The sequence below is a fragment of the Arthrobacter sp. zg-Y1219 genome (assembly GCF_030125545.1).
Classification (GTDB): domain Bacteria; phylum Actinomycetota; class Actinomycetes; order Actinomycetales; family Micrococcaceae; genus Arthrobacter_B.
The window spans coordinates 203,857-224,510 of record NZ_JASKLY010000003.1; the positions used below are offsets into that span (position 1 = coordinate 203,857).

Annotated in this window: 19 protein-coding genes; 1 reads left to right on the plus strand and 18 read right to left on the minus strand. The window is 68.0% G+C overall.

Annotated elements, in window-relative coordinates; all coding sequences use genetic code 11:
* Positions 1–3 precede the first annotated feature (3 nt).
* From QNO00_RS02115 to pyrR, 13 genes are all read right to left on the minus strand, one after another.
* Positions 4–2,184 carry a primosomal protein N' gene (locus tag QNO00_RS02115; RefSeq protein ID WP_284023469.1) on the minus strand — a complete coding sequence of 727 codons (2,181 nt, stop codon included), beginning with the start codon at positions 2,182–2,184 and terminating at the stop codon, positions 4–6.
* Positions 2,185–2,191: 7 nt separating this feature from the next.
* Positions 2,192–3,421 carry a methionine adenosyltransferase gene (metK, locus tag QNO00_RS02120; RefSeq protein WP_284023470.1) on the minus strand — a complete coding sequence of 410 codons (1,230 nt, stop codon included), beginning with the start codon at positions 3,419–3,421 and terminating at the stop codon, positions 2,192–2,194.
* Between the two features lie 127 nt (positions 3,422–3,548).
* Positions 3,549–4,832: a bifunctional phosphopantothenoylcysteine decarboxylase/phosphopantothenate--cysteine ligase CoaBC gene (coaBC, locus tag QNO00_RS02125; RefSeq protein WP_284023471.1), complete on the minus strand. Its 1,284-nt coding sequence runs from the start codon at positions 4,830–4,832 to the stop codon at positions 3,549–3,551.
* 57 nt (positions 4,833–4,889) lie between these two features.
* Entirely contained in the window at positions 4,890–5,150 is a 261-nt protein-coding gene (rpoZ, locus tag QNO00_RS02130) for a DNA-directed RNA polymerase subunit omega (RefSeq protein ID WP_152217989.1), read from the minus strand.
* Positions 5,151–5,189: 39 nt separating this feature from the next.
* Positions 5,190–5,771: a guanylate kinase gene (gene gmk / locus QNO00_RS02135; RefSeq protein WP_229965566.1), complete on the minus strand. Its 582-nt coding sequence runs from the start codon at positions 5,769–5,771 to the stop codon at positions 5,190–5,192.
* A gap of 52 nt (positions 5,772–5,823) precedes the next feature.
* Positions 5,824–6,141: an integration host factor, actinobacterial type gene (gene mihF / locus QNO00_RS02140; protein ID WP_229965565.1), complete on the minus strand. Its 318-nt coding sequence runs from the start codon at positions 6,139–6,141 to the stop codon at positions 5,824–5,826.
* A gap of 194 nt (positions 6,142–6,335) precedes the next feature.
* Complete coding sequence (gene pyrF / locus QNO00_RS02145) at positions 6,336–7,277, minus strand: orotidine-5'-phosphate decarboxylase (RefSeq protein ID WP_284023472.1); 942 nt, start codon at positions 7,275–7,277, stop codon at positions 6,336–6,338.
* Positions 7,243–10,539 carry a carbamoyl-phosphate synthase large subunit gene (carB, locus tag QNO00_RS02150; protein WP_229965561.1) on the minus strand — a complete coding sequence of 1,099 codons (3,297 nt, stop codon included), beginning with the start codon at positions 10,537–10,539 and terminating at the stop codon, positions 7,243–7,245. The genes pyrF and carB overlap by 35 nt, the downstream gene beginning before the upstream one ends.
* The gene (gene carA / locus QNO00_RS02155) at positions 10,539–11,690 is read right to left on the minus strand and encodes a glutamine-hydrolyzing carbamoyl-phosphate synthase small subunit (RefSeq protein WP_229965783.1); all 1,152 of its coding nucleotides are present in this window, start codon (positions 11,688–11,690) and stop codon (positions 10,539–10,541) included. The genes carB and carA overlap by 1 nt, the downstream gene beginning before the upstream one ends.
* 38 nt (positions 11,691–11,728) lie before the next feature.
* A complete protein-coding gene (locus QNO00_RS02160; RefSeq protein ID WP_229965559.1) occupies positions 11,729–12,247 on the minus strand; it encodes a PH-like domain-containing protein in 519 nt (172 codons plus the stop codon).
* Complete coding sequence (locus tag QNO00_RS02165; RefSeq protein WP_284023473.1) at positions 12,235–13,587, minus strand: dihydroorotase; 1,353 nt, start codon at positions 13,585–13,587, stop codon at positions 12,235–12,237. The genes QNO00_RS02160 and QNO00_RS02165 overlap by 13 nt, the downstream gene beginning before the upstream one ends.
* A 14-nt stretch (positions 13,588–13,601) precedes the next feature.
* Positions 13,602–14,600, minus strand: a complete 999-nt coding sequence (locus tag QNO00_RS02170; RefSeq protein WP_229965557.1) for an aspartate carbamoyltransferase catalytic subunit — start codon at positions 14,598–14,600, stop codon at positions 13,602–13,604.
* Positions 14,597–15,178: a bifunctional pyr operon transcriptional regulator/uracil phosphoribosyltransferase PyrR gene (gene pyrR, locus QNO00_RS02175; RefSeq protein WP_229965555.1), complete on the minus strand. Its 582-nt coding sequence runs from the start codon at positions 15,176–15,178 to the stop codon at positions 14,597–14,599. Before pyrR ends, QNO00_RS02170 begins: the two co-directional genes overlap by 4 nt.
* A gap of 240 nt (positions 15,179–15,418) precedes the next feature.
* Between pyrR and QNO00_RS02180 the strand changes: the two genes are divergently transcribed.
* Positions 15,419–16,663: a PrsW family intramembrane metalloprotease gene (locus QNO00_RS02180; protein WP_284023474.1), complete on the plus strand. Its 1,245-nt coding sequence runs from the start codon at positions 15,419–15,421 to the stop codon at positions 16,661–16,663.
* A gap of 64 nt (positions 16,664–16,727) precedes the next feature.
* Here the strand turns inward: QNO00_RS02180 and nusB are convergent, their stop codons facing one another.
* The 5 genes from nusB to aroC all read right to left on the minus strand — a co-directional run bounded on the left by nusB (position 16,728) and on the right by aroC (position 20,623).
* Positions 16,728–17,138: a transcription antitermination factor NusB gene (gene nusB / locus QNO00_RS02185; RefSeq protein ID WP_229965552.1), complete on the minus strand. Its 411-nt coding sequence runs from the start codon at positions 17,136–17,138 to the stop codon at positions 16,728–16,730.
* Positions 17,135–17,698, minus strand: coding sequence for an elongation factor P (gene efp, locus QNO00_RS02190; RefSeq protein WP_229965550.1), 564 nt, complete (start codon positions 17,696–17,698; stop codon positions 17,135–17,137). Before efp ends, nusB begins: the two co-directional genes overlap by 4 nt.
* A gap of 70 nt (positions 17,699–17,768) precedes the next feature.
* Positions 17,769–18,890, minus strand: a complete 1,122-nt coding sequence (aroB, locus tag QNO00_RS02195; RefSeq protein ID WP_229965549.1) for a 3-dehydroquinate synthase — start codon at positions 18,888–18,890, stop codon at positions 17,769–17,771.
* Between the two features lie 4 nt (positions 18,891–18,894).
* The gene (locus QNO00_RS02200) at positions 18,895–19,425 is read right to left on the minus strand and encodes a shikimate kinase (protein WP_284023475.1); all 531 of its coding nucleotides are present in this window, start codon (positions 19,423–19,425) and stop codon (positions 18,895–18,897) included.
* Positions 19,409–20,623, minus strand: coding sequence for a chorismate synthase (gene aroC / locus QNO00_RS02205; protein WP_229965546.1), 1,215 nt, complete (start codon positions 20,621–20,623; stop codon positions 19,409–19,411). Before aroC ends, QNO00_RS02200 begins: the two co-directional genes overlap by 17 nt.
* Positions 20,624–20,654 lie beyond the last annotated feature (31 nt).

The following is a 20,654-nucleotide window of genomic DNA, read 5'->3' on the forward strand; positions in this document are numbered from 1 at the left end:
TGACTACAGGACGTCGGTTCCGTCCACCCGCACGTACACAGGATCCCCGGTTCGACGGGCGGAGACCGCGGCCTTGGTGGCCCGCAGCGCCGCGGTCACCGCGGGGGCAGCGGCGTACGAGAAGAACAGCAGTGTGCGGTAGCGCCCTCCCGAGCCGCCCAGCTGCCCGTCCCGGTGCACGGGGGCCGGCCCCGGCGGGTCTTCCAGGGGTGCCGGCCCCACCACCCGGATTTCGGCCGGCAGGTCCAGCCGGGGCAGGAAGGCGGTCAGCGCTTCGCGGGAGCCCGTGAGCTCGGCGTACCGGACCGCCGGCGGCAGGCCCAGCTCGCCGCGCAGTGCCAGCTCGCGATCGGCGGCTCCGGCCGGATCCCAGCGCAGCAGGTGTCCGACGGTGGAGGTGTCGTCGGCGGTGACCACCACCACGCCTTTGTCGCCGGCGGGGCGCACCAGCGCCGCCGCGCTGAACCAGCGCCGCAGGGTGTCCTCCCCCGCGCGCAGCGACTCGCGGGACATCATGGCGTTGCCGTCCAGCAGGATCGCCGCGGCATAACCGCCCGCCGCCACCGGCTCGGCACCCGGTGTTGCCACCACCAGGGCGGGAGCATCGGGAACGTCCGCCCGCACATGGTCTCCCGCCGAGGAAATGACGGTAACGGAAGGAAAGGCCCGGCCCAGCTCTTCGGCGGTGCGCCCGGCGCCTGCGGCGGATCCGCGCAGGTGTGTGCCGCCGCAGTTGCTGCAGCTCCACACCGGTTCCGGCCGGCCGCACCAGCGGCAGGCGGGAATGCCGTTCCGGCTGGCCAGGCCCAGCGGCCCGGCGCACGCCCGGCAACGCGCCGGTTCCCGGCACTCCTGGCAGGACAGCGCCGGGGAGAACCCCGTGCGCGCCACCTGCACCAATACCGGGCCACGGGTCAGCCCGTCCTGCGCTGCCTTCCACGCGGCATGCGGAATCCGCGCCCGCGCAGCCAGCGGATCCCGTTCCATGTTGAACGAGTCTGCGGTGCTGACCACCCGCGGAGCCAGCGACCGCACCGTGCTGCGGTCTGCAGAAATATTCGCCGCCCAGCCGCTGGCCACCAGCCGCTGAGCCTCGGTGCTGCGCGAGTGCGAGGCCAGCAGCAGCGCCGCGTCCTCTGCTGCGGCCCGCAGCAGCAGGACGTCACGGACATGCTGGTACGGAGCACGCTGCTCGGCATGCAGGTCATCGGCGTCATCCCAGAGCACCGCCAGGCCAAGGTTGCGCACCGGAGCGTAGGCCGCCGACCGGGTGCCGATCACCACCTGCACGTCCCCGTGCAGGACCTGCAGGAAACTGCGGTAGCGGGGCGTGGGACCGTCGTCAGCCGTCAGGCGCGCAAAGGTTCCCTTGCCGATGCGCGCAATCAACGCCGTCTCCACCCGGGCCAGATCCTTGGCATCGGGCACGACGACGACGGCGCCGCGTCCGGAGAGCAGGGTCGCCTGCACTGCGGCGGCGATTTCCTCAGGCCAGGCGCCGGCTCCGTATCCGCCCAGCGACGACAGCGCGGCCCGCGGGCTGTGGCCGGCTGCCAGATGGGTCAGGAACCGCGGGCCGTGCGGATACCGGCTCCACGGATTGGGTCCGGAGCCTTCCGGCCCGGACGGGAGGTTCTCCCCGGAGAGCTCGGCCGCGGAGGCAGGGTCCGCTCCGGTCGGTGCTTCCGCAGCTGCGGCGGCGCGGGCCTGCGGAGTAAATTCCTTGTCCACCCGTGCGGCGCGCGGCGGAATGGCCACCCGCAGCACATCATGGACGGTGCCCGAATAGCGCGCGGCAACGGCCTCGGCCAGGCGCAGGATCTGCGGCGCCAAAACCGGCTGCGGCGACACGACTTTTCCCAGCGGCATAAGGCGGGCCGAGGTATCCGCCTCGGCGGTCCGCTCGATAATGAATCCGGACAGCTCCTGCCCGCCGAACCGGACCCGGACCCGCGCGCCGGGCACGGCGTCGTCGTCCAGGTTCTCGGGCACCAGATAGTCGAACGGACGGTCCAGGTGCGGCAGGGGCGAATCCAGCAGCACCCGCGCGATCGGCAGCGCAGGTGCCGCGGACTGTGTCCCCAGGCTTCTGGACGGGGAGACAAAGCCGTGCAGCAGGGACAGCTGCCCGGTTTCCCCGGCCGGTTCCTGCCGCCCGGTCTTCCCTGCCGGTTCCCGCTGCATGCGCCGGTTAGGCGTTGAAGTAGCTGCGGAGGTCCTCGACCTTGTCCTTGCGCTCCCAGGTGAACTCCTCGTCCTCGCGGCCGAAGTGGCCGTTGGCGGCAGTCTTCTGGTAGATCGGGCGCTTCAGGTCGAGCGAGTTGATGATGCCCAGCGGGCGGAGGTCGAAGACCTCCTCGATGGCGGCGGCGATGCGGGCCGGGGCCACGGTTTCCGTGCCGAAGGTCTCCACGTAGATGCCGACCGGATGGGCCATGCCGATGGCGTAGGCAATCTGGATCTCCGCGCGGCGGGCCAGCCCGGCGGCCACCACGTTCTTGGCCACCCAGCGCATGGCATAGGCGGCGGAACGGTCAACCTTGGACGGATCCTTGCCGCTGAACGCGCCGCCGCCGTGGCGGGCGAACCCGCCGTAGGTATCCACGATGATCTTGCGGCCGGTGAGCCCGGCGTCTCCGACCGGTCCGCCGATGACGAACGGGCCGCCCGGATTCAGGATGTGCTTGACGTTGGAGATGTCCAGTTCGGTGCCGGCGAGGACCGGCTTGATGACGTGGGTGACCAGGTCCGCGCGCAGCTGCTCGAGTTCGACGTCGACGGCGTGCTGCGAGGAGATGACCACTGAGTCCACGGAGACCGGACGGTCGCCGTCGTAGCCGATGGTGACCTGGGTCTTGCCGTCCGGCCGGAGGTAGCCCAGCGTGCCATTTTTGCGGACGGCGGTAAGGCGCTCGGAGAGGCGGTGGGCCAGCCAGATGGGGGTGGGCATCAGGACCGAAGTCTCGTCCGAAGCGTAGCCGAACATGATGCCCTGGTCGCCGGCCCCCTGCACATCGTAGGGGTCGACGTTTTTGCCGGCACGGTTTTCCACCGAGTTGAACACTCCGGAGGCGATTTCCGGCGACTGCTGGCCGATCGAGACCGAGACGCCGCAGCGGGCCCCGTCAAAGCCGTTGGCGGAGGAGTCGTACCCGATGCCCAGGATGGTGTCCCGGACCAGCTGGGGGATCTCCACGTAACCCTCGGTCGTGACTTCGCCGGCCACATGGACCAGCCCGGTGGTGACCAGGGTCTCCACCGCCACGCGGGATTCGGGGTCAACCTTGAGCAGGCCGTCGAGGATCGCGTCACTGATCTGGTCACAGATTTTGTCCGGGTGACCTTCAGTGACGGATTCCGAGGTGAAAAGACGCAGCCCGTCGCGGGGAGCGGAAAGTACTGAAGCATCTGGGAAAGTCACGAGTTTTACTCTACTGGGTCTTAGGCCGGGTCCCCGAATGCGGGCCCGGCGCCTGTGGGCGGCAGCCCGGCGCTTGTGGGCGGCAGCCCGGCGCTCAACCGGAAGCCGGCAACGGCTTCGCAGCCTGTCAGGGGACGGCGACGGCGGCGTCGAGCTCCCGCACGACGCGGGCGAGGATGCGCCGGGCGATCTCGGTTTTGGTTCCGGTGTAGGTGGGAGCCGGAGCCGCTGCGGAATCCTGCGGTGAAAGCAAAGTCACTTCCGTGCTGTCCTGGCCGAATACCAGGGAGGTGCCCACCCTGTTCAGCACCAGCAGTTCACATCCCTTGCGGGCAAGTTTCTGCCTGCCGTAGTCCAGCACCTCTGAAGTGCCGTCGCCGGTTTCGGCCGCGAAGCCGACAATCAGCGACGGCCGGGCCGCCCCGGAGGCACCGGCCGCGTTCCGTGCTTCGACGGCCTCGGCCAGGATGTCAGGATTGCGGACCAGGGTAATCACCGGGTTGGTGCCGTCGTCGCGCTTTTTGATTTTGGTGTCGGAATTGCGGTCCGGGCGGAAATCGGCGACGGCGGCGGCCATGATCAGCACGTCGGATCCGGGCGCGGCACGGTGCACTGCCTCGCGGAGTTCCAGTGCGGATTCCACCCGGGTCAGTTCCACGCCGTCGGGCGCCGGAACGTCCATGTGCGCGGCGATGAACCGGACACGCGCGCCGGCTTCCAGGGCGGCCTGGGCAAGGGCAACGCCCTGCTTCCCGGAGGACCGGTTGCCCAGGAACCGCACCGGGTCCAGGGATTCGCGGGTACCCCCGGCAGTGATGGTGACGGTTTTGCCGTGAAGCGCGGCGGCTTCGGAGGCGGCGGCTTCGGAGGCCGGAACACCGGCGCCGGCAGCAACCGCGGCGATGGCGGCTGCGAAAATCTCGTCTGGTTCGGGAAGCCGGCCTGCCCCGGAGTCTTTCCCGGTCAGCCGGCCCACTGCCGGATCCAGGACCAGGACGCCCCGGCTGCGCAGGGTCGCAACGTTGGCTCGGGTTGCCGGGTGCGACCACATCTCAGTGTGCATGGCGGGGGCGAAAAGAACCGGCCCGCGCGCCATCAGGAGTGTGTTGGTGAGCAGGTCATCCGCCTGCCCGGCGGCCGCCCGCGCCAGCAGGTCGGCGGTGGCGGGGGCCACGACAATAAGGTCCGCCTCGTGACCGAGACGGACGTGGTTGACCTTCTCCACCTCGTCAAAAACCGAGCTGGAGACCGGATTTCCGGACAGTGCCTCCCAGGTGGCCACACCCACAAAGCGGGTGGAGGCCTCCGTGGGAATGACCGACACATTGTGTCCGGCTTCAGTGAAAAGCCGCAGCAGCGACGCGGACTTGTAGGCGGCGATGCCGCCGCCCACACCGAGAACTATGCGCACCGCTGCTGCTCCTGACCCTGACCAGTGGTCAGCTGTTACCGAAGGGGTTCTTGCTGGCTACTCGGCGGATTCGACCGGGCGGCTGACGAGCATGCCTTCGTTGATTTCGCGCAGGGCGATGGACAGCGGCTTCTCGTTCAGCTTGGTTTCCACCAGCGGGCCGACGTACTCGAACAGGCCCTCGTGCAGCTGCGAGTAGTAGGCGTTGATCTGGCGGGCGCGCTTGGCGCCGTAGATGACCAGTGCGTACTTCGAGTCAGCTACGTTCAGCAGGTCGTCGATCGGCGGGTTGATGATGCCTTCAGACACAGTAGACACAGATTCTCCAAAATCTTTTATACGGGATGTGGCGGTGCGTCAGCGCGGGCGCGGACTGATTCCCATGAGTGATACAAGCTCAGCTGCTGCCCGCTGGACGTCATCATTTACCACAGTGTGATCGAACTCGGGCTCGGCAGCAAGTTCCAGTTTAGCGGTTTCCAGCCTTTGCTGCTGCTCTTCGGGTGTTTCGGTGCCGCGTCCTACCAGCCGGCGGACCATCTCGTCCCACGACGGCGGGGCCAGGAACACGAAATTTGCCTCGGGCATGGACTTTTTTACCTGCCGTGCGCCCTGCAGATCAATCTCCAGGAGCACCGACCGGCCCTCGGCCATGGCGGCCTCGACGGTGCTGCGCAGCGTGCCGTAGCGGTTGCGGCCGTGGACCACTGCCCACTCCAGCATCTGGCCCTCTTCGACGAGTGAATCAAATTCCTCGGCGGAGACAAAAAAGTAATGCACCCCATGTTCCTCGCCGGGACGCGGCGGGCGGGTGGTTGCCGAAACGGACAGCCACACCTCCGGATAGTTGTCCCGGATGTACGTGGACACCGTGCCTTTGCCAACTGCGGTTGGACCTGCCAGAACTGTCAGCCGCGGTTGCGACACTGAGGACCTCATTTGCTCTCGTTGTGATTCGGCCCCGACGGCGCGGCCGCAGTGAAAGCGGCCCCTAGTCGGATTCCAAAAATTCAATCAGCGCTTTGCGCTGGTGGACGCCCAGACCACGCACACGGCGGGTCGGAGCAATACCTACGGTAGTCATTATTCCAGCTGCGCGGCGCTCTCCGACGCCAGGCAGTGCCCGGAGCAGATCCACCACCTTCAGGCGGCCTACTGCTTCCTCGGAAGACCGGGACAGGATGACCTCTTCCACGGACAATTCCCCGGTCTTGATCTTGGCCTTGATGTCGGCCCGCACGGATCTGGCCGCGGTTGCCTTTTCCCGGGCTCTGGTGCGTTCGTCTTCGGTCAGTGGCTTGAGGTTCAACAGAGCCTCCCGGGCAAGGACTGACCCGGCATCAGCTGCTCAAAACACAGCGGCAGTGCTGGGACGGTGCTGGTGTATGGGGGTACGGTCTGAACCTATCCGCAACCCCGCCGCAATTGCAATGTGCTCCACTACCCGATCAGGGCACCGGGACGGCACCGGGGACGACACCGGGGACGGCACCGAAAGCCGGTTCAGGATCCGCCCAGCCCCGCCAGCGTCCGCCGGGCGGCGTCCCGCAGTCCGGCCACGGCGGGACCGGCCCGCAGGATGTCCCGGCTGGAGGTGGCCAGGACGTTGGGATACGCCTCGCCGAAGGTGGCGCGCAGGTCGGCTCCGGTGGCGCCCTGGGCGCCAAGGCCCGGGGCCAGGATCGGCGTATCCGCCGCCGCCGGTCGGATGCCCAGCTCCGTGAGGGCGGAACCGACCGTGGCGCCGATGACCAGTCCGGTGGATCCGAGCGGCCGGCTCCGGGGCATCGGAGCGTCAGCACCGTCAGCAGCCCCGTCCAGCCCGGGGGCCTCCTCCCGTCCGGCCAGCTCGCGCCGGTTCTCCGCCGCCGCAGCGTCCACGATCCGGGCCGCCACCGACCGCGGACCGCCCACATGCTGGACGGAAGCGCCCTCGGGGTTGGAGGTCAGGGCGAGGACAAAGACACCGCGCCCGGAGGCGGCCGCCAGGTCCAGGGCGGGGCGCAGCGACTCAAATCCAAGGTACGGACTCAGCGTGACGGAATCCGCGGCCAGGGCGGATCCGTCCCGCAGCCAGGCATCGGCATAAGCGGCCATGGTGGAGCCGATGTCCCCGCGCTTGGCGTCGGCGATGCTGAGGATTCCCGCGTCGGAGCAGGCCGCCAGCACCCGTTCCAGGGCAGCCAGGCCTGCGGATCCGTGGCGTTCAAAGAGCGCCACCTGCGGCTTCACGGCAGCGGCGTACTCCCCCGCGGCCTCCAGGACGGTGAGGGAGAAGCGCTCCAGGGCGGCGGCGTCGTCGTTCAGTCCCCAGGCGGCCAGGAGCGCCGGATGGGGATCGATGCCGACACACAGCTGCCCGCGGCGGTCCATCGCCGCGCGCAGCCGTGCGCCGAAGGTTCTGCCCGGATCAGACACTTGATGAAGCCCGGAGCTTGGCGGCATGCTCCTGCAGGGAGGTGACATCCCACTCGTAGGAGCGCATCGCCTCGATCGCCTGCACGGCGGCACCGAACTCGGAGACAGTGGTCACCACCGGGCAGCCGATGGAGGTGGCGGCGGCACGGATTTCGTAGCCGTCGCCGCGGGCCTGGCCTCCGGAGGGAGTGTTCACGACGAGGTGGATTTCACCGGCGGTGATCAGGTCAGCGACCGTGCCCTCGCCGTCGGGACCGGTGCCCTCGCCGACCTTGCGCACGGTGGTGGCCTGGATGCCGTTGCGGCGCAGGACCTCGGCGGTGCCGCCGGTGGAGAGGATCTCGAAGCCCAGGTCCACCATCAGCTTCACCGGCATGATGATGGAGCGCTTGTCCCGGTTGGCCACCGAGACGAAGATCTTGCCCTCGGTCGGCAGGGCGGAGTTGGCGGCCGCCTGGGACTTGGCGAAGGCGGTGTCGAAGTACTTGTCGATGCCCATCACCTCGCCGGTGGAGCGCATTTCCGGGCCGAGCAGGGAATCCACCACGGTGCCCTCGGGGGTGCGGAAGCGGTTGAAGGGCAGGACGGCTTCCTTCACGGCCACCGGGGCGTCCGGCGGCAGCACCGAGCCGTCGCCGACGGCGAACAGCTTCCCGGCGGCGCGCAGCTCGGCGATGGTCCGGCCGGTTCCGATCAGGGCCGCGGCCTTGGCCAGCTGCACCCCCGTGGCCTTGGAGACGAACGGCACGGTCCGGGAGGCGCGCGGGTTGGCTTCGATGACATACAGGACGTCCGAGGCCAGCGCGAACTGGATGTTGATCAGACCGCGCACGCCCACTCCGGCGGCGATGACCCGGGTGGCTTCGCGGACGCGGTCGACGACGTCGGTGCCCAGGGTGATGGGCGGCAGGACGCAGGCGGAATCGCCGGAGTGGATGCCGGCTTCCTCGATGTGTTCCATGATGCCGCCCACGTACAGGTCGGTGCCGTCGTAGAGGGCGTCGACGTCGATCTCGATCGCGTCCTCCAGGAAGCGGTCCACCAGCACCGGGTGGTCCGGCGTGATTTCGGTGGCGTTGGCGATGTAGCGCGAGAGGTTCGCCTCGTCGTAGACAATCTCCATGCCGCGGCCGCCCAGCACGTAGGACGGGCGGACCAGCACCGGGTAGCCGATTTCGTCGGCGATCTTCTTGGCATCGTCGAAGGAGACGGCGGTGCCGTTCTTCGGGGCGATCAGTCCGCCAGCGTCCAGCACGCGCTGGAAGGCGCCGCGGTGTTCGGCCAGGTCAATGGCTTCCGGCGAGGTGCCCAGGATCGGAACGCCGGCGTCGGCCAGGGCCTGTGCCAGCTTCAGCGGGGTCTGGCCGCCGAGCTGGACGAAGACGCCGAGCACTCCCCCGGTGCGCTGCTCAGCGGCGATGACCTCGAGGACATCCTCCAGGGTCAGCGGTTCGAAGTAGAGCCGGTCGGAGATGTCGTAGTCGGTGGACACGGTCTCCGGATTGCAGTTGATCATCACGGTCTCGTGGCCGGCTTCGCGCAGGGCCATGGTGGCGTGCACGCAGGAGTAGTCGAACTCGATGCCCTGCCCGATCCGATTTGGGCCGGAACCGAGGATGATGATGGACGGCTTGGCGTGCTGCGCCACCTCGTCCTCCTCGTCATAGGAGGAGTAGTGGTAGGGCGTGTAGGCGGCGAATTCCGCGGCGCAGGTGTCCACCGTCTTGTAGACCGGGCGGATGTTCAGGGCGTGCCGGACGCCGCGGATGACGGCCTCGGGCGTGTTGGTGAGCGCGCCGATCTGCTCGTCGGAGAAGCCGTGCCGCTTGGCTCGGCGCAGGATTTCCTCGTTCACGGTGCCGGCGCCGCGGATTTCTTCGGCCACCTCGTTGATCAGGACCAGCTGGTCCAGGTACCAGGGGTCGATGCCGGTGGCCTCGTACAGGTCCTCCACGGTGGCGCCGCCGAGCAGGGCCTGCTGGACCTGCTGCAGGCGGTCCGTCGTCGGCCGCTTGGCGGCTTCGATCAGGGCCGGAACGTCGGCCGGATCCACGGGGGCGAAGGACAGCGAAGCGCCCTTCTGCTCCAGGGAGCGCAGCGCCTTCTGCAGCGCCTCGGTGAAGTTCCGGCCGATCGCCATGGCTTCGCCCACCGATTTCATGGTGGTGGTCAGCGTGGGGTCCGCGGCCGGGAACTTCTCGAACGCGAAGCGCGGAACCTTCACCACGACGTAGTCCAGGGTGGGCTCGAAGGACGCCGGCGTCTGCTTGGTGATGTCGTTGGGAATCTCGTCCAGCGTGTAGCCCAGGGCCAGCTTGGTGGCGATCTTGGCGATCGCGAAGCCGGTGGCCTTGGAGGCCAGCGCTGAGGAGCGGGAGACGCGCGGGTTCATTTCGATGACCACGACGCGGCCGGTGTCCGGTTCAATGGCGAACTGGATGTTGCAGCCGCCGGTGTCCACGCCCACCTCGCGGATGACGGCGATCGCGATGTTGCGCAGGTTCTGGTACTCGCGGTCGGTCAGGGTCATGGCCGGAGCCACGGTGATGGAGTCGCCGGTGTGCACGCCCACCGGATCGAAGTTTTCGATGGAGCAGACCACCACGACGTTGTCGTTGCGGTCGCGCATCATTTCCAGCTCGTATTCCTTCCAGCCGAGAATGCTCTCCTCGAGCAGCACCTCGGAGGTGGGGCTGTACTGGATGCCGGCGCCGGCGATGCGGCGCAGGTCCTTTTCGTTGTAGGCCAGGCCGGAGCCGAGTCCGCCCATGGTGAAGGAGGGTCGGACCACCATCGGATAGCCCAGCTCGTCGGCGGCGGCGAAGGCTTCGTCGAGGCTGTGCACGATGATTGACTTCGCCGATTCGGCGCCGCAGCGCTCGACGACGCCCTTGAATTTTTCCCGGTCCTCGCCGAGCTCGATGGCGGCGATGTTGGCGCCGATCAGCTCCACGTTGTACTTGTCCAGGACACCGTTCTTGTCCAGGGCGATGGCCGTGTTCAGCGCGGTCTGGCCGCCCATGGTGGGCAGGATCGCGTCGGGGCGTTCCTTGGCGATGATCTTTTCCACCACCTCGGGGGTGATGGGTTCCACGTAGGTGGCGTCGGCGAATTCGGGGTCGGTCATGATGGTGGCCGGATTGGAGTTCACCAGGATGACCCGCAGGCCCTCCTCCCGCAGTACGCGCAGCGCCTGGGTGCCGGAGTAGTCGAATTCCGCGGCCTGGCCGATCACGATCGGACCGGAGCCGATGACCAGGACGGACTTAAGGTCGGTTCTGCGGGGCATTAGAGGGATTCCTTGATCTTGCTGGCGTCGGTCTTGCTGGATTCCATGAGGTCCACGAAGCGGTCGAAGAGGTACGCGGAGTCATGCGGGCCGGCGGCGGCCTCGGGGTGGTACTGGACCGAGAAGGCCGGGATGTCGAGGCAGGCGAGGCCTTCCACGACGTCGTCGTTCAGGGACACGTGGCTGACCTCCACCCGGCCGTAGCGGGCCTCGGGCGCGGTGACCGGCCCGTCCAGCGGCGCGTCGACGGCGAAGCCGTGGTTCTGGCTGGTGATTTCGACCTTGCCGGTGCGGCGGTCCAGGACCGGCTGGTTGATGCCGCGGTGGCCGTAGCGCAGCTTGTAGGTGCCAAAGCCCAGGGCGCGGCCCAGGATCTGGTTGCCGAAGCAGATGCCGAAGAACGGGGTGCGGGTGTCCAGAACGCCGCGCAGCAGGTTCACCTGGGCGTCGGCGGTGGCGGGGTCGCCGGGGCCGTTGGACATGAACACGCCGTCGGCGTCCAGCGCCGTGACGTCCTCCAGGGTGGCGGAGGCGGGCAGGACGTGCACGCGCACGCCGCGCTCCGCGAACCGTACCGGCGTCATGGACTTGATGCCCAGGTCCAGGGCGGCGACGGTGAAGCGCGGCTCGCCGTCCCAGCCGTGGTCCTGCGGCTCGATCACGTAGGAGGCCTCGACGCTGACCTCTTCGGCGAGGCGGGCACCGGCCATGGATTCCTGCGCCAGGACGTCGGCCAGCAGCTCGGCCTCCGGGCGGTTGGCTGCGGTGCCGGAGAAGATCCCGGCCTTCATGGCGCCGCGTTCGCGCAGGTGCCGGGTCACGGCGCGGGTATCCACGCCGGAGATCCCGACGACGCCCTGCGCCGCGAGCTCTTCGTCCAGGGTGCGCTCGGAGCGCCAGCTCGACGGCCGGCGGGCGGCGTCGCGCACAATGTAGCCGGCCACCCAGATCCGCCGGGATTCGGCGTCGTCGGTGTTCACTCCGGTGTTCCCGATGTGCGGCGCCGTCTGCACCACCAGCTGGCGGGCGTAGGAGGGATCGGTGATGGTCTCCTGGTAGCCGGTCATGCCGGTGGCAAAGACCGCCTCGCCCAGGGCGGTGCCCTCGGCGCCGTAGCTGCGGCCACGGAAGGTGCGGCCGTCTTCAAGCATCAGGACAGCTGCGGTCGGGGTGGGGATGTGCTGCACGGTCACAGTTGTTCCTCGCTTGTTGGTGCCGATTCGGCAGGCAGGAGTTCGGTAATCGCTGATACCAGCGGTGTCTTCTCGTCGGCGGAGCGGGTGCGGAACCCGGTGTCCACGGAGGTGGTTCCGAGTTTCCAGGTCACGATGACCAGGCCCTCCTTCTCCACGAATTTCCCGGCCATGCCGCGCTCCAGCCGGACGCTTTCCAGGTCCGCCCGGGGAATCCAGAGGTCGGGTGCGCCGCTGCGGACCAGCAGGAGGCCTTCGTCGAAGACTGCCGCGGTGGCGTTGGACTTCACGCCCAGCCCGTAGACGGCAATCCGGTCCAGCCAGTCACCGGCGGTGGTGGTGCAGACGTACTGGCCCAGGGCCTGGAACCGGGGTACCTCCAGGCCGTCGGGCATCGGCACCGGGCGCGGGACCCCCTTTTGGCGCTGCCGGCGGCCGCGCCAGCCCAGGGCAAACAGGCCCAGGAGCAGCACTATAAGGACAATCATGCCCAGGGCGAATATCAGCCGATCCATGCGGACTCCTCTGCGGAAACGGGGTGAGGCGTGTTCAGGGCGGCGTTCAGGACCGTGGGATGGCCGGCGAAGAAGGTCGCCTGCACGGTGCCGGGCAGTTCCAGTCCGGCAAATGGTGAGTTGCGCCCCTTTGAAGCCATCTTATTCGGGTCCACCGTGCGGCGCGCAGACGGGTTCACCAATATGACGTTGGCCGGTTCTCCCGGCACCAGCGGCCGGCCCTGCGATTCGAGGGCGCCAATGGCCGCCGGGGTGACGGAAGTCACGCGGGCGAAGCCCTCCCAGTCCATTAATCCGGTCTCGATCATCGCGTGCTGCACCACCGACAGGGCGGTTTCCAGTCCGATCATGCCCATGGCGGCCTGCGCCCACTCGCACTCCTTGTGCTCGGACGGATGCGGTGCGTGGTCGGTGCCGACAATGTCGATCGTGCCGTCGGCCAGCCCGCGGCGCAGGGCGTCGACGTCGGCAGCCGTGCGCAGCGGCGGGTTGACCTTGTAGACGGGGTCGTAGCTGTGCACCAGGTCGTCGGTGAGCAGCAGGTGGTGCGGAGTGGCCTCGGCCGTGACGTTGATGCCGCGTTCCTTGGCCCAGCGGATGATTTCCACCGACCCGGCGGTGGACACATGGCACACGTGCAGCCGCGATTTGGTGTGCTGGGCCAGCAGCACGTCACGGGCGATGATCGATTCCTCGGCCACGGCGGGCCAGCCGGCCAGGCCCAGCACGGCGCTGACCTCCCCCTCGTTCATCTGCGCACCCTCGGTCAGGCGCGGCTCCTGTGCATGCTGGGCAATCACGCCGTCGAACGCTTTGACGTACTCCAGGGCGCGGCGCATCAGCACCGGATCCGCGACGCACTTGCCGTCGTCGGAAAAGACGCGCACGCGGGCACGGGAATCCGCCATGGCGCCGAGTTCCGCCAGCTGTTCGCCGTCGAGCCCGACGGTCACCGCGCCGACCGGGCGCACGTCCACCCAGCCGGAGCGGCGGCCCAGGCTGTAGACCTGCTCCACCACGCCGGCGGTGTCCGCCACGGGGTTGGAGTTGGCCATGGCGTGGACGGCAGTGAAGCCGCCCAGGGCAGCGGCACGGGTTCCGGTTTCCACTGTTTCGGCGTCTTCGCGGCCGGGCTCGCGCAGGTGGGTGTGCAGGTCAACCATGCCGGGCAGCGCAATCAGGCCGGCCGCCTCGATGACGGCGGCGTCCGCCGGTGCTGAGAGGTCCGGGCCGACGGCGGTGATTCGTCCGGCGGAAATCAGGATGTCGGCGGTTTCCTTGCCGAGGATTGACGCGTTCCGGATCAGGTAAGTGCCGGTTGCTGTGTTCTCAGTCGTCACTGTGTTTTTTGTCGTCACTGTGCGGTCTCCAGGGTGGCGGTGCCGGCCGGGGTGTGATCTCCGGACAGCAGAAGGTAAAGGGCGGCCATTCGCACGGAGACACCGTTGCTGACCTGTTCCAGGATGGTGGCGCGGGGCGAATCAGCGGCCCGGGAGGAGATCTCCAGTCCGCGGTTCATCGGTCCCGGATGCAGCAGGATCGTGTCCTGAAGTCCGAGCGTGTCCAGCCGGTCCAGGCGGACGTCGTCGAAGCCCCAGCGGCGCGAGTATTCGCGGACCGAGGGGAAGAATGCCGAGTGCATCCGTTCGCCCTGCACCCGCAGCATCATGACGGCGTCGGGCCCGGCGTCCAGGGCTGCGTCCAGGTCGTAGCTGACCTCGCAGGGCCAGGACTCGACGCCGAACGGCAGCAGGGTGGGCGGGGCCACGAGCGTGACGGTGGCGCCGAGCGTGCGCAGCAGCCACAGGTCGGAGCGCGCCACCCGGGAGTGCAGGACGTCGCCTACGATCACCACGTGCATGCCGGTGAGGTCGGTGCCGGGAGAGGCCGTGCCGTGCAGGCGGGCCCAGTGGCGGCGCATGGTGAAGGCGTCCAGCAGGGCCTGGGTGGGATGCTCATGCGTGCCGTCCCCGGCGTTCAGGACCGAGGCGTCGATCCAGCCGGAGCCTGCCAGCCGGGCCGGAGCCCCGGAGGAGCCGTGGCGGATCACGACGGCGTCGGCGCCGATGGCGGCCAGGGTCTGGGCCGTGTCCTTGAGCGATTCGCCCTTGGACACCGAGGAGCCCTTGGCGGAAAAGTTGATGACGTCGGCGGAGAGGCGCTTGGCGGCCGCTTCGAAGGAGATCCGGGTCCGGGTGGAATCCTCGAAGAAGAGGTTGACCACGGTCCGGCCGCGCAGGGCGGGGAGTTTCTTCACCTCGCGCTGCGATACGGCCGCCATTTGTTCGGCGGTGTCCAGGATGGCCAGGGCGTCGGTGCGGCTGAGGTCGCGGGTCGAGAGCAGATGCTTCACGGGGCTCCCTCGATGACGACTTCGTCCACGGCCGGAACATCAGTTTCCCGCAGGTGGACGCGGACCTTTTCCACGACGGCGGTGGGCAGGTTCTTGCCGACGTGGTCCGCGCGGATCGGCAGTTCACGGTGGCCGCGGTCCACGAGGACGGCGAGCCGGACAATCCGTGGCCGGCCCAGTTCCGTGAGGGCGTCCAGTGCGGCGCGGATGGTCCGGCCGGAATACAGGACGTCATCTACGAGGACCACCACTTTGTCATCGATTCCGGACAGCGGAACCCTGGTGGCGTGCGGAGTGCGGGTGGGCTGGCGGGCCAGGTCGTCACGGAACATGGTGACGTCCAGCTGCCCGACAATTGCGGCGGGATCCACTGAAGGATCGGCGGCGGCGATCTTGTCTGCGAGCCGGCGGGCCAGCGGATAGCCCCGGCGCGGAATGCCCATCAGGACAAGGTCTGCGGCGCCTCTGTTGGCTTCCAGGATCTCGTGGGCAATCCGGGTGAGCGCCCGGTTTATGTCAGCTGAAGCCAGAACGGTGCGTGCGGGTGCGGATGCGCCCGGCGGGTTGGACAAGTCCATATTCTGCCTCCTCCTTCCCCGCCTCACAGGACGGAATTTAAAGGGTGAATGCGGTTTCAAGCTACCACAGCGGGCGGTCCGGGCTTCGAACTGTGACGCCGTCCCGTCCGCTCCGATCGCGGGATCCGGCTGCCCGCTCCGCGATAGGGGCAACTTTGCGGTTTTTCATCCCCAGTGCGCCGGTCTTCGGCCCGCAACAGCCTTTTCCTCATAGGGTTGCCCTATGAAGGACGCAGATTCATGAGCGGGCACAACCCCGACCACTTTGCCGGACAGGCCCGTGCGGTCCCCTGGACTCCCCCTCCGGGTGCCCCGCAGCCGGCCGCCGAGCAGCCCCCGGGGTACGGTCCGGTGCCGGTGCAACCGCTGTGGTCCGCCCAGCCGCGCGGAGGCACCGGCACGGCCGCGACGGTGCTGCTGATCATCGGGTCATCGCTGGCCCTGCTGCTGGTGGCCTGGTTCCTCTGGTGGCAGCTGGGGACCACCGCGTTCCTGCTCTGCGGGATCCTGGCACTGGTGCCGCTGGGCATCTGCCTGCTGGGACTGCATTGGGTGGACCGCTGGGAACCCGAGCCCCGTTCGGCGCTTCTGTTTGCGTTTCTGTGGGGTGCCGGCATCTCGGTGGGCATCGCGCTGCTGGTCGGCCCCTATGTGCGCGGCGCCCTGCATCTCCTGCTGCCGGGGCTAGCGCCGGAGTTCATCGGCCCCGTCCTGGAAGCGCCGATCGTCGAGGAAACCGCGAAGGGACTGGGCGTCCTGCTCCTGGTCCTGGTGCGGCGCAGCCACTTTGACGGGCCGGTGGACGGGATCGTTTATGCCGGCACCGTCGCTGCCGGCTTCGCGTTCACGGAAAACATCCTGTACTTCGGATCGGCGCTGATCTCCAGCGGAGGTTTGGGTGCGCAGCTGGGCTTTGTCTTTGTGCTGCGGGGAATCTTCTCGCCGTTCGCGCATGTGCTCTTCACGGCCGCCATCGGCGTCGGACTGGGGATCACCGTGCGGCGCGGCGGTGCCCTGCGCATCACTGCCGGTTTCCTCGGCGGCCTCATCGCGGCGATCCTGGGCCACATGTTGTGGAACGGCGGCACCGTGCTGGTCTCCGGCAGCTTCTTTGTGTTCTATTTCCTGCTGCAGGTGCCGCTGTTCGCCCTGGCGGTGACTGGCGTCATCCTGCTGCGCCGGGCCGAACAGCGGCTTACCCGGCAGCGGCTGGGCGAATACGCCGCAGCCGGATGGTTCACGCCCCAGGAGGTCCTCATGCTCTCCACCCGTGCCGGCCGGCACCAGGCGATGGCCTGGGCCGGCCGGTTCGGGGCCCGCAGCACAATGAAAACCTTCATCCGGGAAGCCACCCGGCTGGCGCTGACCCGCCAGCAAATCGCTGCCGGGCGGGACCTGCCGGCCAACCGGGCCGCTGAACACACTCTGCTGCACGACCTCACCCGTACCCGCGGAACCATGCTGGCCCGCGCCGGCGGGTCCTGAGGAACGCAAAAACCCGCCCGGCCCACTTGCGTGGCCGTGCGGGCTTAGTGCGGAACCGGTGTGCTTAGGCCAGCAGCGAAGGCTTGAGCTGGTGAAGCCGGCTCAGGAGACCGTTCACGAAGGCCGGTGACTCGTCAGTGGACAGGGTCTTGGCGAGTTCAACGGCTTCGCTGATCGCCACCTTGTCCGGAACGTCGTCGTTGTAGAGCAGTTCCCAGGTGCCCAGGCGCAGGATGATGCGGTCCACAGAGGGCATCCGCTCCAGGGGCCAGCCCTGCGAGTAGGTGCCGAGGAACTCATCGATGGTTTCCTGCATGGAAACCACGCCCTCCACCAGCTCCAGGGTGTACGGGTTGATCGTCTGATCGGTCTGTTCCCGGCGGGCCTTGATCATGTCAAAGGCCGACGCCGAACGCTGCTCAGCTTCAAACAGAACTTCCAGTGCCCGGGTCCGGGCTTTAGTGCGTGCACTCACTCGTTAACGCGTCCCAAATAATCGCCGTTGCGGGTATCTACCTTGACCTTGGTGCCCTGTTCCAGGAACAGGGGAACCTGGATTTCGTAGCCGGTCTCCACGGTGGCGGGCTTGGTGCCGCCGGTGGAGCGGTCGCCCTGAAGGCCCGGCTCGGTGTACGTGATTTCCAGGATTACCGACGGGGGCAGCTCAATGTACAGCGGAGAACCCTCATGGATGGCAATCGTCACCATCAGGGATTCGAGCATGAAGTTGGCGGCGTCCCCCACGATGGAACCCGGCACGGTCAGCTGGTCGTAGTCCGAGGTGTCCATGAAGACGTAGTCGTCGCCATCCTGGTACAGGTACTGGTAATCGCGGCGGTCAACGGAAGCCGTTTCGATCTTGATGCCGGCGTTGAAGGTCTTGTCGACTACCTTGCCCGAACGCACGTTGCGCATCTTGGTACGGACAAACGCACCACCCTTGCCCGGCTTCACGTGCTGGAACTCGATGATGCTCCAAAGGTTGCCTTCAAGCTTCAGCACGGTGCCGTTCTTGATGTCGTTGGTCGTCGCCACAGTTTCTCTTTCGTTGATCCGCAAAAGTTTTCGTTTTAAGTCCGCAGACCATTCTACCTGCTCCGTGCCCCTACAGGCTGAGGCGGATGCCGCCCTGGGGTTCGGAGGCGATCTCCTGGTAGGCAGCGAACAGCAGCGAGGTGTCCGGAACCTCCAGCATGGAGGGCCGGGCGAGGCCGTCCAGGACCACAAAACGCAGCAGGTCGCCGCGGGATTTCTTGTCGCGGCGCATGCCGTCCAGCAGGGCTGACCAGCGGTCCTTCCGGTAGGTGACCGGCAGTCCCAGCAGGGACAGGATGTCCTTGTGCCGGTCCGCCGTGGCGTCATCCAGCCGGCCGACCATGCGGCCGAGCTCGGCGGCGAAAACCAGCCCCACTGACACGGCGGCGCCGTGGCGCCACTGGTAGCGTTCAGCCAGTTCGATGGAGTGGCCCAGCGTGTGGCCGTAGTTCAGGAACTCCCGGCGGCCGGCTTCGCGCAGGTCCGCGGAAACCACCTCGGCCTTGACCGCAATGGAGCGTTCCACGAGTTCGCGCACGACGGCGGAGGCGCCGTCGCCCACTGCCTCCGGGTTGGCTTCCACCAGGTCCAGGATGGCCGGATCCGCGATGAAGCCGCACTTGATGACTTCGGCCATGCCGCTGAGGAGCTCGTTCTTGGGCAGGGTGCCCAGCGCGTCCAGGTCCGCCAGCACGCCGGCGGGGGGATGGAAGGCTCCCACGAGGTTTTTGCCCTCGGCCGTGTTGATGGCGGTCTTGCCGCCAACTGCCGCGTCCACCATGCCCAGCAGGGAGGTGGGAATGTGGACCACCTTGATGCCGCGCAGCCAAGTGGCGGCGACGAAACCGGCCAGGTCGGTGACCGCGCCGCCGCCCACCGCCACGATGGCGTCGGAACGGGTGAAGTCGTTCTGCCCCAGGACCTGCCAGCAGAAGGAAGCCACCTGAATGTGCTTGCCCTCTTCGGCGTCCGGGATTTCGGCGGTGACGGCGGTGAGGCCGGTGGCGGCGAGTTCGTCACGGACGGTGTCGCCGGTGGCACGGAGCGCGCGGGGATGGATGACCAGGACTCGGCGCACCCGCTCCCCCAGCATGGCCGGAAGGCGGTCCAGCAGTCCGTTGCCGATCACGACGTCGTAATTGCTTGCGGGGCTTTCGCCGGTCACCGGGATGACGGTGGGATCGGAGGCCATGGAGTTAAGCTCCTTCATTGAGGATTGTCGTCAGCCGGTCGATGATGGCCGTGACGGTGAGTCCCCTGGTGTCAATGGTGATGTCGGCCAGGGATTCGTAAACGGGCCGCCGGGCCTTGGCCAGTTCCTGCCAGCGGCGCACGGGGTCGCCGGCAAGCATGGGGCGGTGCCCGGAGCGGATAATGCGGGGCAAAACTGTTTCCAGGTCGGTGTCCAGAAACACTACGGTGGAGCGGCGCAGCAGCTGCTGCGTCCCGGTGTCCAGCACCGCTCCGCCGCCCAAAGAAATGACGGCGCAGGGTTTTTCGGCCAGCGCCGCAGCCACGCAGCGGGCTTCAACCTCACGGAAGTAACATTCCCCGCGTGCGGAAAAGAGTTCCGGAATGGGACCGTGGCGCTCGGTGACGAGCTGATCGGTGTCGGTGAACTTCAGCTGACGGCGGGCCGCCAACTCGCGCCCCACCACCGACTTGCCGGCCGCCATGAAGCCGATCAGGACAATGTGCCGGCAGGACTGGTCAGTCTGTCCGGACACTGGTGCCAGCCGATGCCAGGGCGCCCGGAATGTTCTCCAGGTAGGACCGCAGGTTCCGCGCCGTCTCGGCCACGGAATCGCCGCCGAATTTCTCGGTGACCGCCTCCGCCAACACGAGCGCGACCATGGCCTCGGCCACTACGCCGGCCGCCGGCACGGCGCACACGTCGGAGCGCTGGTGGTGGGCGCGGGCCGGCTCGCCGGTGCTGACGTCCACTGTCTGCAGTGCGTGCGGGACGGTGGCGATCGGCTTCATGGCCGCCCGCACCCGCAGCACCTCACCGATGCTCATGCCGCCTTCGATGCCTCCGGCACGGTTGCCGGAACGGACCACGCGGCCCGCGGCGTCCTGGAGGATTTCGTCGTGGGCGGCGGAGCCGCGGCGGGCCGCGGTGAGGAAGCCGTCACCGATCTCCACGCCCTTGATCGCCTGGATGCCCATCAGGGCACCGGCGATCCGCGCGTCGAGCCGGCGGTCCCAGTGCGTGTAGCTGCCCAGTCCCGGCGGCAGGCCGTAGGCAACAACCTCCACCACGCCGCCGAGGGTCTCGCCGTCCTTGTGGGCAGCGTCCACCTCGGCCACCATTGCCGCGGACACGTCCGCGTTGAAGCAGCGCAGGGGATCGGCGTCGAGGGCGGCGACGTCGGCGGGGCCGGGCAGCGCCGATCCTTCGGGGCTGCCGACACCGGCGATGCTCACGGTGTGGGAAACCAGTTCAACGCCCAGGGACTTCAGGAACGAGGAGGCCACCGCGCCCAAGGCCACGCGGGCGGCGGTTTCGCGGGCGCTGGCACGCTCCAGCACGGGACGGGCCTCGTCGAAGCCGTATTTCTGCATGCCGGTAAAGTCTGCGTGTCCGGGGCGCGGGCGGGTCAGCGGGGCGTTGCGCGCGGACTCGGCCAGCAGTGCCGGGTCCACCGGATCCGGAGACATGACCTGCTCCCACTTCGGCCACTCGGTGTTGCCCACCTCGATGGCAACGGGGCCGCCCTGGGTGAGCCCGTGCCGCACTCCGCCGAGGATGCGGACCTGGTCCTGTTCGAACTTCATCCGGGCGCCGCGCCCATAGCCGAGCCGTCGGCGCGCCAGCGCCTCTTGGATCAGGGAGGTGTTCACTTCGACGCCTGCAGGGACGCCCTCAACTATTCCTACCAGTGCAGGCCCATGGGACTCACCGGCGGTCAACCAACGCAACATGGTTTCAATACTGCCATGATCGGCGCGCGGC